18 protein-coding genes are annotated in these 16,275 nt (G+C 73.9%); 17 read left to right on the forward strand and 1 reads right to left on the reverse strand.

Annotation, left to right across the window (positions count from 1 at the left end):
- Window positions 1–12 precede the first annotated feature (12 nt).
- The 13 genes from KJP73_RS07720 to KJP73_RS07780 all read left to right on the forward strand — a co-directional run bounded on the left by KJP73_RS07720 (window position 13) and on the right by KJP73_RS07780 (window position 11,564).
- Window positions 13–1,209 carry a flagellar hook protein FlgE gene (locus KJP73_RS07720; protein WP_213282215.1) on the forward strand — a complete coding sequence of 399 codons (1,197 nt, stop codon included), beginning with the start codon at window positions 13–15 and terminating at the stop codon, window positions 1,207–1,209.
- A gap of 142 nt (window positions 1,210–1,351) precedes the next feature.
- Window positions 1,352–1,672, forward strand: coding sequence for a flagellar FlbD family protein (locus KJP73_RS07725; RefSeq protein ID WP_213282216.1), 321 nt, complete (start codon window positions 1,352–1,354; stop codon window positions 1,670–1,672).
- Window positions 1,672–2,442, forward strand: a complete 771-nt coding sequence (locus KJP73_RS07730; RefSeq protein ID WP_213282217.1) for a motility protein A — start codon at window positions 1,672–1,674, stop codon at window positions 2,440–2,442. Before KJP73_RS07725 ends, KJP73_RS07730 begins: the two co-directional genes overlap by 1 nt.
- Entirely contained in the window at window positions 2,439–3,344 is a 906-nt protein-coding gene (locus KJP73_RS07735) for an OmpA/MotB family protein (protein WP_213282218.1), read from the forward strand. The genes KJP73_RS07730 and KJP73_RS07735 overlap by 4 nt, the downstream gene beginning before the upstream one ends.
- A gap of 20 nt (window positions 3,345–3,364) precedes the next feature.
- Window positions 3,365–3,886 (forward strand): flagellar basal body-associated FliL family protein, encoded by a 522-nt coding sequence (locus tag KJP73_RS19505; protein ID WP_213282219.1) that lies wholly within the window; start codon window positions 3,365–3,367, stop codon window positions 3,884–3,886.
- Window positions 3,887–4,084: 198 nt separating this feature from the next.
- Window positions 4,085–5,032, forward strand: a complete 948-nt coding sequence (locus tag KJP73_RS07745; protein ID WP_213282220.1) for a FliM/FliN family flagellar motor switch protein — start codon at window positions 4,085–4,087, stop codon at window positions 5,030–5,032.
- A 175-nt stretch (window positions 5,033–5,207) separates the two neighbouring features.
- A complete protein-coding gene (gene fliN / locus KJP73_RS07750; protein WP_249669202.1) occupies window positions 5,208–5,741 on the forward strand; it encodes a flagellar motor switch protein FliN in 534 nt (177 codons plus the stop codon).
- Window positions 5,741–6,376: a flagellar biosynthetic protein FliO gene (fliO, locus tag KJP73_RS07755; protein ID WP_213282221.1), complete on the forward strand. Its 636-nt coding sequence runs from the start codon at window positions 5,741–5,743 to the stop codon at window positions 6,374–6,376. The genes fliN and fliO overlap by 1 nt, the downstream gene beginning before the upstream one ends.
- Complete coding sequence (gene fliP, locus KJP73_RS07760) at window positions 6,373–7,239, forward strand: flagellar type III secretion system pore protein FliP (protein ID WP_433995156.1); 867 nt, start codon at window positions 6,373–6,375, stop codon at window positions 7,237–7,239. Before fliO ends, fliP begins: the two co-directional genes overlap by 4 nt.
- On the forward strand, window positions 7,239–7,511 hold the full coding sequence (fliQ, locus tag KJP73_RS07765) for a flagellar biosynthesis protein FliQ (protein WP_213282222.1): 273 nt from the start codon (window positions 7,239–7,241) through the stop codon (window positions 7,509–7,511). Before fliP ends, fliQ begins: the two co-directional genes overlap by 1 nt.
- Before the next feature lie 6 nt (window positions 7,512–7,517).
- Window positions 7,518–8,276: a flagellar biosynthetic protein FliR gene (locus KJP73_RS07770; protein ID WP_213282223.1), complete on the forward strand. Its 759-nt coding sequence runs from the start codon at window positions 7,518–7,520 to the stop codon at window positions 8,274–8,276.
- Window positions 8,273–9,430 carry an EscU/YscU/HrcU family type III secretion system export apparatus switch protein gene (locus tag KJP73_RS07775; protein ID WP_249669203.1) on the forward strand — a complete coding sequence of 386 codons (1,158 nt, stop codon included), beginning with the start codon at window positions 8,273–8,275 and terminating at the stop codon, window positions 9,428–9,430. The genes KJP73_RS07770 and KJP73_RS07775 overlap by 4 nt, the downstream gene beginning before the upstream one ends.
- A gap of 70 nt (window positions 9,431–9,500) precedes the next feature.
- Entirely contained in the window at window positions 9,501–11,564 is a 2,064-nt protein-coding gene (locus KJP73_RS07780) for a flagellar biosynthesis protein FlhA (RefSeq protein WP_213282224.1), read from the forward strand.
- Window positions 11,565–11,684: 120 nt separating this feature from the next.
- Here the strand turns inward: KJP73_RS07780 and KJP73_RS07785 are convergent, their stop codons facing one another.
- Window positions 11,685–12,059 (reverse strand): hypothetical protein, encoded by a 375-nt coding sequence (locus KJP73_RS07785; RefSeq protein WP_213282225.1) that lies wholly within the window; start codon window positions 12,057–12,059, stop codon window positions 11,685–11,687.
- 81 nt (window positions 12,060–12,140) lie between these two features.
- On the opposite strand from KJP73_RS07785, the gene KJP73_RS07790 reads away from it, so the two are divergent.
- From KJP73_RS07790 to KJP73_RS07805, 4 genes are all read left to right on the forward strand, one after another.
- Window positions 12,141–12,785 (forward strand): hypothetical protein, encoded by a 645-nt coding sequence (locus tag KJP73_RS07790; RefSeq protein WP_213282226.1) that lies wholly within the window; start codon window positions 12,141–12,143, stop codon window positions 12,783–12,785.
- Between the two features lie 106 nt (window positions 12,786–12,891).
- Window positions 12,892–13,188: a carbon storage regulator CsrA gene (gene csrA, locus KJP73_RS07795; protein WP_213282227.1), complete on the forward strand. Its 297-nt coding sequence runs from the start codon at window positions 12,892–12,894 to the stop codon at window positions 13,186–13,188.
- A 191-nt stretch (window positions 13,189–13,379) separates the two neighbouring features.
- Window positions 13,380–15,770 carry a chemotaxis protein CheA gene (locus tag KJP73_RS07800; RefSeq protein ID WP_249669204.1) on the forward strand — a complete coding sequence of 797 codons (2,391 nt, stop codon included), beginning with the start codon at window positions 13,380–13,382 and terminating at the stop codon, window positions 15,768–15,770.
- Entirely contained in the window at window positions 15,767–16,183 is a 417-nt protein-coding gene (locus KJP73_RS07805; RefSeq protein WP_213282229.1) for a chemotaxis protein CheW, read from the forward strand. Before KJP73_RS07800 ends, KJP73_RS07805 begins: the two co-directional genes overlap by 4 nt.
- Window positions 16,184–16,275 lie beyond the last annotated feature (92 nt).

Genomic DNA, 16,275 nt, shown 5'->3' on the forward strand with positions numbered 1-16,275 from the left:
AAGGGATCCACCATGCTCCGCTCTCTCTTCTCCGGCATCAGCGGTCTGCGCAGCCACCAGACGATGCTCGACGTGACCGGCAACAACATCGCCAACGTGAACACCACGGGCTTCAAGGCGTCCCAGATCCAGTTCCAGGACACCCTGAGCCAGATGCTGAACGCGGCGTCGGGCGCCCAGGACGGCGTCGGCGGTCAGAACCCGGCGCAGGTCGGCCTCGGTGTGCAGGTCGCCGGCATCACGACGAACTTCACACAGGGCGCCGCGCAGCTCACGGGCCGCAGCACCGACATGATGATCTCGGGCGACGGCTTCTTCGTCGTCCGCCAGGGCACGCAGCAGTTCTACACGCGCGCCGGCTCGTTCGACTTCGACTCGACCGGCCAGATGGTCCTGCCGGGCGACGGCGCGATCGTGCAGGGCTGGGCGGCGGAGAACGGCGCCATCGACACGAGCCGTCCCGTCGGCGACATCCGCGTGGGCGTCGGCACGGTCATGCCGGCCAAGGCCACCGTGAACGCGCCGTTCGCCGGCAACCTGCAGGCGGACGCGAAGGACGGCACGGTCAAGACCGTGACGGTCAAGGCGTTCGACGCGATCGGCACGGCGCGGGAGATCGCGCTGACCCTGACCAAGGGCGCCACGGGCTGGACGATGTCCGCCACGGACGGCACCTCGACGTACGCGGCCACCCCGCTGACGTTCGACGCCACGGGCGCGCTCACCTGGACCGACGGGACCACCGGCGACGCGTCGTTCATGCTCGGCGGCGTCTCGGTCGACCTGTCCGGCGTCACCGGCATGGCGGGCGTCGACACGGTCGCGGCGGGCAAGCAGGACGGCTACGCCTCCGGCATCCTCGAGTCCTTCGCGCTCGGCTCCGACGGCACGATCACCGGCTCGTTCAGCAACGGCCTGAAGCAGACGCTCGGCCGCATCGCCATGGCGTCCTTCACCAACCCGTCGGGCCTGGCCAAGGCCGGCGGCTCGCTGTTCACCACCTCGGTGAACTCCGGCGACCCGCAGGTCGGCGCCGCCGGCACCGGCGGCCGCGGCACGCTGTCCGCCGGTTCCCTGGAGATGAGCAACGTGGACCTGTCCACGGAGTTCACGCAGCTGATCATCGCCCAGCGCGGTTTCCAGGCGAACTCCCGCGTCATCACCACCTCCGACGAGGTGCTGCAGGAGCTCGTGAACCTGAAGCGCTGATCACCCGCGCCGCAGCCCCGAGAGCCGCCGGGAACCCTCAGCCGAGGGTCCCGGCGGCCGATGGGAAAGGGTGAGCGGCCCACGGAAGGGCCGCCGCGGCGGACACCGCCGCACATGTACGACCAGGGACGGGACAACGCTCGTGATCATCGTGACGCGCCTCAACGGGGCCCAGTTCGGGGTGAACCCCGACCTGCTCCAGCGCGTCGACAGCGCGCCCGACACCATCCTGACCCTCATCGACGGGACGAAGTACATCGTCCGCGAGTCGATGGCCGAGGTCATCGCGCGGGTGAACGAGCACCGCGCCCACCTCCTGGCCCGAGCCCAGGAGATCCAGGCCACGCCGGTCCCCACCGTCGAGCTCGTCCGTGACGCCGCACCGGCGTCCGACGGCTCCGGCGAGGACGACCGCGACGAGCCGCTCGCCGACCCTGTTCCCCTGCGACCGAGGAGCCGCTGATGGATCCCGCCGGCTTCATCGGGCTGGTCGTCGCCTTCGGCGCGATCTTCGGGGCCCTCCTCATGGAGGGCGCCGACCCGATGTCCATCTTCCTGCCCGCACCGCTGCTGCTGGTGTGGGTCGGCACGATCGGCGTCGGCATCGCCGGCCACACGGTCAAGGACGTGATGCAGTCCTTCAAGGCCGTGCCGCGCGCGCTGATGAGCAAGGTCCCGGACCCCACCACCACGGTGGACACCCTGGTCGACCTGGCCGACCGCGCCCGCCGCGAGGGCCTGCTGGCCCTCGAGGACGCCGCCCGCGACATCGACGACCCGTTCCTGCGCGGGGGTCTGCAGGCCGCGATCGACGGCACGGACCCCGACGACCTCCGGATGATCCTGGAGGACAAGATCGCGACCAAGCGCAGCCGCGAGAAGGTCTGGTCCAAGTACTTCGCCGACATGGGCGGCTACGCGCCGACCATCGGCATCATCGGCACGGTCATCTCGCTGGTGCACGTGCTCGAGAACCTGTCCGACCCGGCGTCGCTGGGCCACTCCATCGCCGCCGCGTTCGTCGCGACGCTGTGGGGCATCCTGTCCGCGAACGTGGTGTGGCTGCCGCTGGGCGCCCGCATCAAGCGGTTCTCCGACCTGGAGTGCGCGCAGATGGAGGTCACCCTCGAGGGCCTCCTGGCCGTGCAGGCCGGCGCCAACCCGCGCCTGGTCGGCGAGCGCCTGCGCAGCCTGCTGCCGGAGACCCCCGCCGACAAGGAAGCGGCCGCGTGAGCACCGGCGGCCACGGGCGCGGCCGCCGGGGCGGGGCGCACGAGGAGGAGCACGTCAACCACGAGCGGTGGCTGGTGTCCTACTCCGACATGATCACGGTCCTCATGGCGCTGTTCATCGTGCTCTTCGCGATCAGCCAGGTGGACCAGGAGAAGTACGTCGCGCTGCGGGCCTCCCTGGCCGCGGGGTTCGGCGACGGGGCGATCAACAGCTCGGTGCTGGACGGGACGGACGGCACGCTGGACGGCACGAGCGCCGCCGCGGACGCCCCCGACACCGGCACCGCCGGCATGGTGGACGCCGACCAGGGCCTCGGGCTGCAGGCGTCGAACCCGTCGCCGACCGTGGAGGAGAACCCCTCGGCGGTCGACGCGGCGACGCTGGCGGCCGCGCAGGCGGAGGCCGCGCACCTGGAGCAGGTGAAGCAGGCGGTGCTGTCCGCGCTGACCAGCCAGGGGCTGCAGGACCAGGTGCGGTTCCGCATCGACGAGCGCGGCCTCGTGCTGGGGCTGGTCGCCGACGACGTGTTCTTCTCGCAGGGGTCGGCGCAGCTGACCCCGACCGCGATGCAGGTCCTGGACCTGGCGGCGCCCACGCTCGTGGGCCTCCAGGAGCAGATCTCCGTCGAGGGGCACGCGAACACGATCCCGATCTCCGGGCGGTACGCGACCAACTGGGAGCTGTCGTCCGACCGGGCCACCCAGGTGCTGCGGCACATGGTGGAGTTCGACGGCATGCCGGGCACCCGCATCCAGGCGGTGGGCTACGGCGACACCCGCCCCCTCGTGCAGGGGACGGGCGAGGACGCGATGACCGCCAACCGGCGGGTCGACATGGTGATTCTGAGCGCGGCACCCGAAGCGGTGCGCGCCCTGCTGCCCGCGGTCGCGGGCGGGAGCTGAGAGGACGGGAGGTAGGGGACATGCCCATCGAGCAGCGGGTGATCGGCGGCCAGAGCCAGAAGATCGGCGGCGGAGCCAAGATCGGCGGCGCCAAGGAGGCCCCGGCGCCCGAGCCGGAGCCGGCCCCGACCAAGGGCAAGAAGAAGAAGCTGTTCCTCGTCATCGGCGCCGTGGTGCTGGTGCTGGGCGGAGCGGCGGCGTACTTCCTCCTGGGGAAGTCCGGGGGCGAGGCCGAGGCGGTCGAGCCCGAGCCGGTGCCCGGCGAGGTCCTGGCGGTCGAGCCCATCAGCATGAACCTGGCGCAGGGCCACTACCTGCGCCTGGGCTTCGAGCTGCAGCTGACCACCGACGTCGGCGAGCACGCCCCCGAGCCGGGCAAGGCCGTCGACGCCGCGATCACGCTGTTCTCCGGCCGGACGATGGCCGAGGTGAGCGACCCCGCGACGCGGGAGACGCTCAAGGCGGAGTTCCTGCACACGCTCGAGGAGCTGTACCACGGGGCGGTGATGGACGTCTACTTCACGAACTACGTCACCCAGTGAGGGCTCGCGCGGCGACGCGCGACCCCTCCCACCGCCCCTGACCAGGCACGTCACCGTGCGGGTCGGGGGCAGGTGAACCAGGGCGCCACGGAGGGCGCCACATCGCTCCGCAGCACGCCGGCCCACGACGGGCCGAGGGCGGAGAAGTCGCCGGCAGAGTGACGGCGCAGACCCCTCACATCACCCGTTCGCGCGCCGATGTGGGTGGGCGTGACGGTCCACACCACGGGTCAGGCCCCTGCGCGCTCCCGCCGGCGCACGCACGTGCCGGAGCCCTACGACTTCCGACGCCCCATGACGATGGCGCGTGAGCACGCCCGCGTCCTCGAGATGGCGTTCGAGACCTTCTCGCGCCAGTGGGGCAACCAGCTCACCGCGCGGCTCCGTGCGATGGCGCAGGTCACCCTCGACGGGCTGACGCTGACGTCGTACGACGAGTACGTGCGCAGCCTGCCGGGCACCACCGCGATGATGCTCTGCACGATCGAGCAGACCCGGCAGACCGCCGTGGTGCAGGTCCCGGTCAGCACCACCATGGTGTGGATCGACTACCTGCTCGGCGGCCCCGGCACCGGCGACGCCCGCGAGGACCGTGAGCTCACCGAGATCGAGATCACCCTGCTGCGAGGCGTGATGCAGGCCGCGCTCGGCGACCTGGGCTACGCGTTCTCCGCGCTGACCCCGCTCGACGTGACGCTGCGCGCCGTCCAGTACAACCCGCAGTTCGTGCAGGCGGTCCCTGCCTCCGACTCGGTGCTGGTCGCGACCTTCGTGATGCGGGTCGGCGAGCGCGAGGACCTCGCGACCGTCATGTTCCCCGCGGAGCTCCTGCTGTCCGCCGTCCGCCAGGCCGACGGCGCGAGCGGCCGGTCCGGCGAGGACCAGCGGGCCCACGAGCTCGCCGTCCTCGACCTGGAGGCCGCCGTCGAGGAGGTCCCCGTCGAGGTCGCCGTCCGGTTCGCGCCGGTGGTCGTCCGCCCCCGTGACGTCGTCGGCCTCGCCGTCGGCGACGTCGTCCCCCTGTCCCACCCGTCGTCCCAGCCGCTCGACGTGGTGGTGGACGGCGTCGTGCTCGCGCGAGCCGCTGCGGGGAACAACGGTTCCCGCCTCGCCTGCATGGTCGTCACCGTCGAGGAGAAGCACTGATGAACGCCACCACCGCCACCACGGACGCCGCCGTCGCCCTGGCCGCGGCCACCGCCGCCGCCCGCCTGCTGCCGGCCGTCGCCCCCCTGGTCCCCGCCCGGCCCCGGCCGGCCAGCGCCCGGACGCCGACGCGCTCGCCGTCGTCGCCTCGTTCGTCGGCCCGAACAGCGCCGACGTGGTCCTGGTCGCCGACGTCGCCGTGCGCGAGGCCCTCGCCGCCGGCGCGCCCGACGGCATCCCGCTGGACCTGGCCGCGGCGCTGCGCCCCGCGCTGGAGGCCGCGGTCGCCGAGCTCGGCGCGGGCGTCCTCGAGGCCGCCCGCACCGAGCCGGTCGCCACCGCGCTGCCGGACGACGCCCAGCTGGTCGCGCTGGCCACCGACGAGGGCGTCCAGGCCTGGTTCGGCCTGCGCCTGCGCAGCGAGCCGACCCCGAAGGCCGCGGGCGTCCCGACGCAGCGCGCCAGCCTGAACGTGCTCTACGACGTGGAGATGACGCTGACCGCCGAGCTCGGCCGCACCAAGCTGCCGGTCCGCCAGGTCCTCGAGCTGACCCCGGGCGCCGTGCTGGAGCTCGACCGCGCCGCGGGCAGCCCCGCCGACGTCATGGTCAACGGCCGCCTCATCGCCCGCGGCGAGGTCGTCGTCATCGACGAGGAGTTCGGCATCCGCATCACGGAGATCGCGCGCGGCGAGGACGGCGCCCTCTGATGGACTCCCTCGTCCTGGGCCTGCGCGTCCTCCTGGCGCTGGCGTGCGTGATCGGCCTGATCTGGGTCCTCGCACGCCGCGCCGGGTGGGGCAAGGGGCGCCGTCGTCCCGCCGGCCCGGCCGTCGAGGTCGTCGGGCGCCAGGCGCTCGGCCGCCACGCCGGTGTCGCCGTGGTCGCGGTCGGCAACCGCCGCCTGCTGCTCGGCTACGGCGAGCAGAACGTCACCATGCTGACCGAGCTGGCGCCCGCGCCGGCCGAGGTCGCACCCCTCACCGCCCACGACGCGGGGACCGCCGGCACGCCGACGACCCTCGGCGCGCTCGCGGCGGCCGTCCTGCCGACCCCGCGCGGGCCGCGGACCCCGAAGACCGTCCGCGCCGAGGCGACCCCGGCCGCCGCCGCGACCCCGTCGTTCGAGGCCGTGCTCGCGTCGGCCCAGGACGACGTGGACGACGCGGGCCTCGCGGGCCTGGCGGTCGCCGAGGTCGACGACGCCCGCATCGAGACCCTCGAGCGCACCGCCGCCGAGCCGGCCGCGGCCGACGCCCGCGGCGCCCTGCACGGCTCCGTGCTCGCGCCGTCCACCTGGAAGCAGGCCGTCGCGGCGCTGCGCGAGCGGACGGTGCGCCGGTGACCGCCGACGCCCGCGCCGCCGCGCGCCCCTCGGCCGCCGCCGCGCCGCGCCGCACGTGGCCGCTCGTCCTGCTCGCCGTGCTGGCCCTCGCCGTCGCCCTCGTGGTGCTCGGGTCGGGCGCCGCGCACGCCGCGCCGGTCCCGCCGACCGACCCCGTCGCGCCCGTCGCCCCCGTGGAGCCCGGCACCGGCGAGGTCTCGGTCTCGATCAACGGCGTGAACGGCACGCCCAGCAGCTCGATCGTCGTGCTGATCGGCATCACGCTGCTGTCGGTCGCCCCGTCGCTGCTGCTGATGATGACCGGCTTCACCAAGATCTTCGTGGTGCTGTCCCTCACCCGGAACGCGCTCGGCCTCACGACCGTGCCGCCCAACCAGGTGATCGCCGGCCTCGCGCTGTTCCTCAGCCTGTTCGTCATGGCGCCGGTGCTGTCCGACGTCAACACCCAGGCCGTGCAGCCCTACCTCGACGGCTCGATGGACTTCCAGACGGCCCTCGACGCCGGCTCCGCCCCGATGCGCGAGTACATGCTCGGCCACACCCGCGAGCAGGACCTCGCTCTCGTGACCCGGGCGGCCGACCAGCCGAACCCGCAGGACGCCGCGTCCGTCCCGATGCTCACGCTGATCCCCGCGTTCATGCTCTCCGAGCTGCGGTCGGCGTTCATCATCGGGTTCGTCATCTTCATCCCGTTCCTCGTCATCGACCTGGTCGTGTCCTCGGTCCTGATGAGCATGGGCATGATGATGCTGCCGCCCGTCATGGTGTCGCTGCCGTTCAAGCTGCTGCTGTTCGTGCTGGTCGACGGGTGGGGCCTCATCGTCACCGCCCTCATCGGCGCCGCGTCGGCGGGGGGTGGCTGATGGACACCGCTGCCGTCCTCGACATCGGGCTCGACGCCATGATCGTCGCCGCGAAGCTCTCCGCCCCGGTGCTCATCACCGCGCTGGTCGTCGGGTTCGCCGTCTCCCTGGTGCAGTCGGTCACGCAGATCCAGGAGGTGACGCTGTCCTTCGTGCCGAAGGCCATCGCCACCGCCGTGGCCCTGCTGGTCTGCGGGCACTGGATGATCGCCGAGCTCGTGTCCTTCACGCAGGCCCTGTTCGACCGCATCCCCGCCCTCCTGGGGGGCTGACGCGCGATGGACGTGACCCTGCCCCTGGCCGACGTGCAGACCGCGATGCTCGCGGGCGTGCGGTTCGCGGCGTTCTTCATGATCGCCCCGCCGTTCGCGCACCGCGGCATCCCCGGCGCCGTCAAGGCGATGCTCTCCGTCGGGCTGGCCCTGGCCGTCCTGCCGCGGCTCGACGCCGCGGTCACGGAGTCCACCGGCGCGTTCGTCGGCGCCCTGGTGCTCGAGGCGGTCGTGGGCGCGGCGCTCGGGTTCCTGGTGTCGCTGGTGTTCTCGGCGGTCCAGGCGGCAGGCAACCTCATCGACCTGTTCGGCGGCTTCCAGCTGGCGCAGGCGTTCGACCCGCAGAACATGACCGCGGGCGCGCAGTTCTCGAAGCTCTACAACATGACCTGCCTGGTGCTGCTGTTCGTCTCCGGCGCCTACCAGGTGCTGATCGGCGGCCTCGCGCGGTCCTTCGACGCCGTGCCCGTGGGCGCGGGGCTCGACCTGGCGAAGATGGCCTCCGCGGCGACGACCGGCCTCACGGACATGTTCGTCGCCGCGCTGCAGATCGGCGGCCCGCTGCTGGTCGTGCTGTTCCTCACCGACGTGGGCCTCGGCCTGCTGACCCGGGTGTCGCCCGCGCTGAACGCGTTCGCGATGGGCTTCCCGCTGAAGATCTTGATGACCCTGACGTTCGCCGGCTTCGCGTTCCTCGCCCTGCCCGGCGTCGTGGACGACCTCGCCGAGCGCGCGGTCGACGCCGTCCTCGGGGTCGCGTCGTGAGCGGCGGCGGGGACGGCGGCGAGAAGTCCGAGAAGGCCACATCCCAGCGGATGAAGGAGGTCCACCGGGACGGGAAGCTCTCCCGCTCCCAGGACCTGTCCGCGTGGGTCGGCCTGGCCGCCGCGGCCGTGATGGTGCCGGGCACCCTGAGCCGCGGCTCGGACGCCGCGCACCAGCAGATCGCCGCCGTGCGGCAGGCGATCGCCGCGCCGGACGCCGGCACCGTGACCGAGCTGCTCGGCGACGGGCTCTGGTCCGTGGTCGGCACGCTCGGCCCGATGATGGCCGTCGTCGCGTTCGTGATCATCGCGGTGGCCGTGGCCCAGGGCGGCGTGCACGTGAAGAAGCTCAAGCCGCAGACGCAGCAGTTCAACCCGGTCTCCGGGCTGAAGCGGATGTTCGGCGCGCACGCCTGGTGGGAGGCCGCCAAGACGCTGCTCAAGACCGCCGTGGTCGGCGCCGTGCTCTACGTCGCCGTCCAGGCCCTCGTCCCGCAGCTCATGGGCACGGGGCGGGTGCCGCTCGCGCACATGCTCGGCGTCGCGGGCTCCGGCGTGCAGCAGCTGCTGGTCTGGGGCATCGCGGCGGGCATCCTGCTCGCGGCGATCGACGTCATGGTCGTGATGAAGCGGAACCGCAAGCAGACCCGCATGTCGCGCCAGGAGATCAAGGAGGAGCACAAGCGCTCCGAGGGCGACCCGCAGGTCAAGGGCCAGATCCGCTCCCGCCAGATGGCGATGAGCCGGAACCGGATGATGGCCGCGGTCGCCGACGCCGACGTGGTGGTCGTCAACCCGACCCACGTCGCCGTCGCCATCCGCTACGTGCCCGGCACCGGCGCACCCCGCCTGGTCGCCAAGGGCGCCGGCGCGGTCGCCGCGAAGATCCGCGAGCAGGCGGTGGCGAAGCGGGTCCCGATGGTCGAGGACATCCCGCTGGCCCGCGCCCTGCACGCCGCCTGCGCGATCGACCAGGAGATCCCCGCCTACCTGTTCACCGCCGTCGCCCGGGTGCTGGCCTTCGTCATGCAGCTCAAGCGCCGCGGTGCGGCCCTGGGCAAGCACTCCATGCCGGGCGGCTCCGTCGCCCCCGACGACGTCCCGACCACCGTGGCCGCCGCCAGGCGCCGGGCGCGCGAGGACAGGGCCGCATGAGGCCCGCCCCCGCAGCGCCCGCCCGCGCGCACCACGCCCCCCCGACCTGCACCACCCGAGAGGACCTCCGATGAAGAACCGGAACATCTCCCAGTTCGCCGTCCCGGTCGGCGTCGTGGGCATCGTGCTCCTGCTGGTCGTGCCGCTGCCCGCGGCGCTCCTGGACATCCTGATCGCCGTCAACATCACGGCGTCCCTGGTCATCCTGCTCACCAGCATGTACGTGAAGCGGCCGCTGGACTTCAGCGTCTTCCCGTCGCTGATCCTGGTGTTCACGCTGTTCCGGCTCGGCCTGAACGTGGCCTCGACCCGCCTGGTGCTGCGGGACGGCTACGCCGGTGCGGTCATCGACGCGTTCGGGCACTTCGTGGTCGGCGGCTCGCTGGTCATCGGCCTGGTGATCTTCCTGATCCTGGTCGTCATCCAGTTCGTGGTCATCACCAACGGTGCGGGGCGCGTGGCCGAGGTCGGCGCCCGGTTCACCCTCGACGCGATGCCCGGCAAGCAGATGGCGATCGACGCCGACCTGAACTCGGGGCTCATCGACGAGGACACCGCCCGGCAGCGCCGCGCGGACGTCGCCGCGGAGGCCGACTTCTACGGTGCGATGGACGGTGGCTCGAAGTTCGTCAAGGGCGACGCCATCGCGGGCATCATCATCACGCTGATCAACCTGATCGGTGGCTTCGTCATCGGCATGATGCAGATGGGGCTGTCGGTCGGCGAGTCGCTCGAGCGGTTCAGCCTCCTGACCATCGGCGACGGCCTCGTCACGCAGATCCCGGCCCTGCTGCTCTCGGTGTCCACCGGCATCGTCGTGACCCGCGCCAGCGCCTCGGGCGACATGGGCTCGGTCGCGTCCAAGCAGCTCATGCAGTCCCGCACCGCGCTGCTGATCGCCGGCTGCGGCGCCCTCGCGCTCGCGCTGCTGCCCGGGATGCCGAAGCTGCCGTTCGTGCTCGTCGGCGCGGCCCTGATCATCGCCGCCCAGCGCATCAAGGCCACGGAGGCCAAGGCCGCCGCCGACGCGCAGGCCTCCGCCGCGTCGACCGCCACGACCGCGCCCACCTCCAACGACACCCCCGAGGCCCTCATCGAGCAGATGCGGGTGCACACCCTGGAGATCCTGCTCGCCCCCGACCTGGTCGACATGGTCGGCAACGGCCCCGAGCAGGACCTGCTGCACCGCGTCCGCGGCCTGCGCCGCAAGATCGCCATGGAGCTCGGCATCGTCGTGCCGCCCGTGCGCACCCGCGACTCCGTCGACCTGCCCCGGTCCACCTACGTGGTGCGGATCGCGGGCGTCGAGGTCGGCCGCGGCGAGGTGCCGTCCGGGCGCGTGCTCGCGCTGGGCGAGGACCTGGGCGCGCTGCCCGGGCAGTCCGTGGTGGAGCCGGTGTTCGGCCTGCCGGGCAAGTGGGTCGCCGCCGAGCTCCGGCACGCCGCGGAGATGGCCGGCGCGACCGTCGTCGACCGGGTGTCGGTGCTCATCACGCACCTCGGCTCGATCATCACCAGGAACGCGCCGCGCCTGCTCGGCCGCGAGGACGTCCGGGTGCTCACCGAGGGCGTCAAGCAGGTCAACCCGTCCGTGGTCGAGGAGCTCGTGCCCGGGCTGCTGTCGCTCGGCGAGGTGCAGCGCGTCCTGCAGGGCCTGCTCGCGGAGGAGGTCCCGATCCGCGACCTCGGCCGCATCTACGAGGCGCTCACCCTGCGGGCGAAGGTCGCCACGGACCCCGAGGGCCTGGTCGAGGCCGCCCGTGGCGCGCTCGGGCCGGCGCTGTCCGCCCAGTACGTGCAGGACGGCGTGCTCCGGGTGCTCACGCTGGACCCGGTGTTCGAGCAGCAGCTGGTCGAGGCCCTGCGCCCGTCGGACTCCGGCACGCAGATCGTCACCGACCCCACCCGGCTCGAGGCCATGCTGGAGCGGCTGCGCGTCGCGGTGGCCGACGCCGAGGCGACCGGCCGGTCCGTCGTGCTGGTCTGCGCCCCGGCGCTGCGTCCCGCGCTGCGCAAGGTCGTCATCCTGGCGCTCGAGCGCCTGCCCGTCCTGTCCTACGCCGAGGTCACCGGCGGCGGCGTCCGCATCGAGACCGTCGGGGTGGTGAGCGGTGCCCACGCGATTGCTGCTTGAGGGCGCGGACCTCGCCGAGCTCATGGTGCACGTCCGCGCCGAGTTCGGGCCCACCGCGCGGATCGTGCGCGCCGAGCGGGTCCGCACCGGCGGGCTCGCCGGGTTCTTCGCCCGCGAGCGCTACGAGCTGACCATCGACGTGCCCGACACGCCCGCCGCCCCCGCCCAGTCGCTGCTGCGCCGCCGCGGGATCGGCGTCGTGCCGGTCGGCGGGGGCGCCGGGGGTGCCGGGGTCGCCGGGGGGATCGACGCGCTGCTCGCCGCCGCCGACGCCCAGGACGCCGCGCCCGACGGGTCGCTGCCCGGGTTCGACGTGCTCGCGCCGTCGGGTTCCGCCGCGGGGCTCCCGGACGCGCCGCCGCGCGTGTCGACGGGGGAGGAGTCCTTCGCGTCCGTGCTCGAGCAGATGCGCGCGATGACGGGCACCGTCGCGCCGGACCACCAGATCGAGGTCCCGCCGCCCGCACCGGCGGCGACCCGCCCCGTCGTCACCACGGAGCGGACGTTCGAGCCGATCGTGCCTCCCGTCGTCCCGGCGCCCGCGCCGGCCCCCGCCGCCGAGCGGTTCGCGCCGGCGTGCCCCGTGCGGCGCTCGCGGACCTGGGCGTCCCGGACGCGCTGCTCGCCGCGTGCGGCGACGGCCCGGTGGAGCTGTCCCGGCTGCTGGCCGCCGTGCCGGCCGCCCCGCCGCTGCCGCGCGACCCCGGGACCGTGCTCGTCGTCGCCGGCCCGCCGGAGGACGCTGCCCGGGTCGCGGACCTGCTGGCGCTGCGTGCCGGCACCGGCGCGCTCGTGCACGCCGGCGACGCGGAGGCGGGCGCGGCCCCCGGTCACCGGCTGACCAGCCCCGTGGCCGCGGAGCGGTGGCGGGCGAACCTGGCCGGCGGGGACGGCGTGACCGTCGTCGCGCTCGGCGTCCGGCCGGGGCGGGCCCGCGAGGAGGCCGCCGCGGAGCTGCTGGCCGCGCTGACCCCCGACCAGGCGTGGGGCGTCGTCGACGCGCGCAGCAAGTCCCGCGACTGCACCCGGTGGATCGCCACCGTCGGCGCGCGCCGCCCGCTGGACGCCCTGGCGGTCGGCGGCCTGTTCGAGACCAGCGAGCCCGGCACGGTCCTCGGCCTCGGGGTCCCGGTCGCGTGGATCGACGGCGTGCCCGCGTCCCGCGTGGCCTGGGCCGCGGCCCTGGGCGAGCACCTCCCCGAGGGCACCGTCTGGGGCTGACCCCGGTCCCGCGGCGGGGTTCCGGCGCGTCACCGGGGGAGTGCGGGCGCGGCGCGCGGAGGTGTCGGATCCCGTCCTCCCGGCCGCGGAAGGTAGGGTCGGCGCCATGCTGGTGCTGAGCAGGCGGGTCGGGGAGCGCCTCGTGATCGGGGACGACATCGTCGTGACCGTGATCGAGGTGCGCAGCGACGGCGTCCGCCTCGGCATCGACGCCCCGCGGTCCGTCTCCGTGCACCGCGCGGAGGTCCTGGAGGCCGTGACCGCGGCCAACGTCGCCGCCACCGACGCGGGCGACGACGCGGTCGAGTCCCTGCGCGGGCTGCTGGCTCCCGCGGCCGACGACGACGCGCCGCCCGCGACCCCCGGCGAGCCCGGACCGCCGGCACCCCCGACGCGCGGCTGAGGCGCCCGCCGGCCGCCCCGCACGTCCTCCGCTCGACGCCCGCTCGTCCTCCACGCCCCACCCGGCCGGGTGGGGCGTGCGTCGTTCACCCGCTCCGCCGCCGCGGGGCCGGGCGAAAGTCCTCACGCAGGGGCGGATCCCGCCGATCCTCACCTCAGACGGGGCCTACGTAGGAGGCAGCAGTGGAGGACATGGACGAGATCGTCCGCGAGTTCCTGGTCGAGAGCCATGAGAACCTCGACCAGCTCGACCAGGACCTGGTGGCCCTGGAGAGCGAACCAGGATCGCGCTCGCTGATCGCGAGCGTGTTCCGGACGATCCACACGATCAAGGGGACCAGCGGGTTCCTCGCGTTCGGCCGCCTGGAGCGGGTCGCGCACGCGGGTGAGAACCTGCTGGTCGAGCTGCGGGACGGGCGCAGGTCCATGGACCACGCGACCACCGACGTGCTGCTCCGGCTGGTCGACACGGTGCGCGACATCCTGCGGGCCATCGAGGCCGACGGCAGCGAGGGCGGTGTGGAGATCGACGCGGTGATCGCCGCGATCGAGGCGATCCAGGCGGTCGACCCCTCGGCGACCCCGGCGCAGGAGCCGGCGGCCCAGGCCCCCGCACCCGCCGAGGCCCCCGCGCCCGCCGAGGTGCCCGCGCCGGCCGAGGCCGTCGCACCGGTCGCGGAGGCCGCCCCCGTGGCGGACGTCCCGACGCCCCGCGCCCCGGAGCCGGCCGCGCCCGTGCGTGCCATCGGCGAGCCGGCACCCGCCGCACCCGCCGCAGCCGCCGCCACGCCGGCACCCGCGGCCGCGCCCGCCGCCGCGCCCGCCGCCGCCCCGTCGCCCGACGAGATCGGCTCCCTGCGGACCGCCGCCGACGCGTCGATCCGCGTGGACGTGGAGCTGCTCGACGCGCTCATGCGCCAGGTCGGCGAGCTCGTGCTGGCCCGCAACCAGATCAGCCGGCTCGCCGGCGGCACCGAGGACGTCGACCTCGCCCGCTCCGCGCAGCGCCTGAACCTCATCGCCGGTGAGCTGCAGGAGGGGGTCATGAAGACCCGCATGCAGCCCATCGAGCACCTGTGGTCCAAGATGCCGCGCATGGTGCGCGACGTCGCGGCCGCGTGCCACCGCGAGGTGACGCTGGAGCTCTCCGGTGGTGACACCGAGCTCGACCGCAGCCTGCTCGAGGCCGTGAAGGACCCGCTGACGCACCTGGTGCGCAACGCGGTCGACCACGGCATCGAGTCGGCCGAGGACCGCGTCGCCACGGGCAAGTCCCCGAAGGGCGTCCTGGCGCTGCGGGCGTACCACGCCAGCGGCCAGGTCGTGGTCGAGGTCGCCGACGACGGCCGGGGCATCGACCCGGAGAAGATCGGCGCGAAGGCGGTCCAGAAGGGCCTGCGCACGGTCGACCAGGTCGCGTCGATGGGCCAGGCGGACCTGCTGCAGCTGCTGTTCCTGCCGGGGTTCTCCACCGCGGAGGCCGTGACGAACGTGTCCGGCCGCGGCGTCGGGATGGACGTCGTGCGCACCAAGATCGAGTCGATCGGCGGCGCCGTCGAGGTCGACTCGGTCGTCGGCCGCGGGACCACGTGGCGCCTGCGGATCCCGCTGACGCTGGCCATCATGCCCGCGCTCACGGTGGAGTCCGCGGGCGACCTGTACGCCATCCCGCAGGTGAACCTGCTGGAGCTGGTCGCGCTCGACTCGCAGCGCTCGGAGTCCGGCATCGAGCACATCCACGAGGCCCCGGTGTACCGCCTGCGCGGCGAGCTGCTGCCGCTGGTGTCGCTGTCCTCGGTGCTCGAGGTGCCGGCGGAGCGCCCGGTCAACGCGGTGATCGCGGTCGTGCAGTCCGACCAGCAGCGCTTCGGCCTGCTGGTGGACCGCGTCCTGAACACCGAGGAGATCGTGGTCAAGCCGCTGTCCGCCCGCCTCAAGGCGATCGGCGCGTACGCCGGTGCCACGGTGCTGGGCGACGGTCACGTCGCGCTGATCCTGGACGTGCAGGCGATCGCCCGCCGCGCCCTGGCCGGCGAGCTCGACGTCGCCGCCCGGAACGCCCACGCGAACGCCGGGTCGGGGGAGACGCACGAGGTCCAGCAGGTGCTGGTCGTCGGGATCGGCGGCGGCCGTCAGGTCGCCATGCCGCTCGCGTCGGTCGCCCGCCTGGAGCACGTGCAGGCCGAGCAGGTCGAGTACGTGGGTGGCCGCGAGGTCGTCCAGTACCGCGGGACGATCCTCCCGCTGGCCCGGCTCGACCGGATCCTCGGCGCCTACGGGTCCGAGGACGCCTCCGAGCTGCTGCTCGTGGTCTACAGCCGCGCCGGCCGCAGCGTCGGCCTGGTGGTCCGGGAGATCGTCGACATCGTCGACGACGACTCGGCCCGGCACTCCGACATCGAGGACGCCGGCCTGGTCGGCTCCACGGTGCTGGGGGAGAAGGTCACCGAGCTGCTGGACGTGCGCCGCGCGATCCTCGCCGCCGACGCGGCGTTCTACGACGAGCGGCCCGAGCACCGCTCCACGTACGACGACCTCCCGACGCAGGTCGGCGGGTCCGAGCTGGTGGGAGCCACGCGATGAGCCAGTACGTCACGTTCAACCTCGCGGGCAGCCTGTACGGGGTCGACGTCACCCGGGTGCAGGAGGCGCTGCGCTCGCACGTCCGCACCCGCGTGCCGCTCGCGCCGCCCGGGGTCGCCGGCCTGGTGAACCTCCGCGGCCAGGTCGTCCTCACGGTCGACCTGCGCCCGCGCCTGGGGCTCGCGCCGCTGGGCGAGGACGCCGAGCCGATGATGGTCGTCGTGCAGGTGGCGGGCGAGCCCGTCAGCCTGCTCGTCGACGAGATCGGCGACGTCATGGAGGTCGGCCCGGAGACGTTCGAGGCGCCGCCGGAGACGCTGGACGCCGCGCTGCGCCCGCTGATCCTCGGGGCGCACAAGCTCGACGGCCGGCTGCTGCTGGTCCTGGACGTGGACCAGGCCACCGCCGCCTGACCCGCCCCGCCCCGGGGGGCTCCAGGCGGGGGGCGCCTCCCGGGGGCGCGGGGGGCCCCCCCCGGGGCCGCGCCCGCCGGGGGGCGCGGCCC

The sequence above is a fragment of the Cellulomonas hominis genome, assembly GCF_901521055.1.
Classification (GTDB): Bacteria; Actinomycetota; Actinomycetes; order Actinomycetales; family Cellulomonadaceae; genus Cellulomonas; species Cellulomonas endometrii.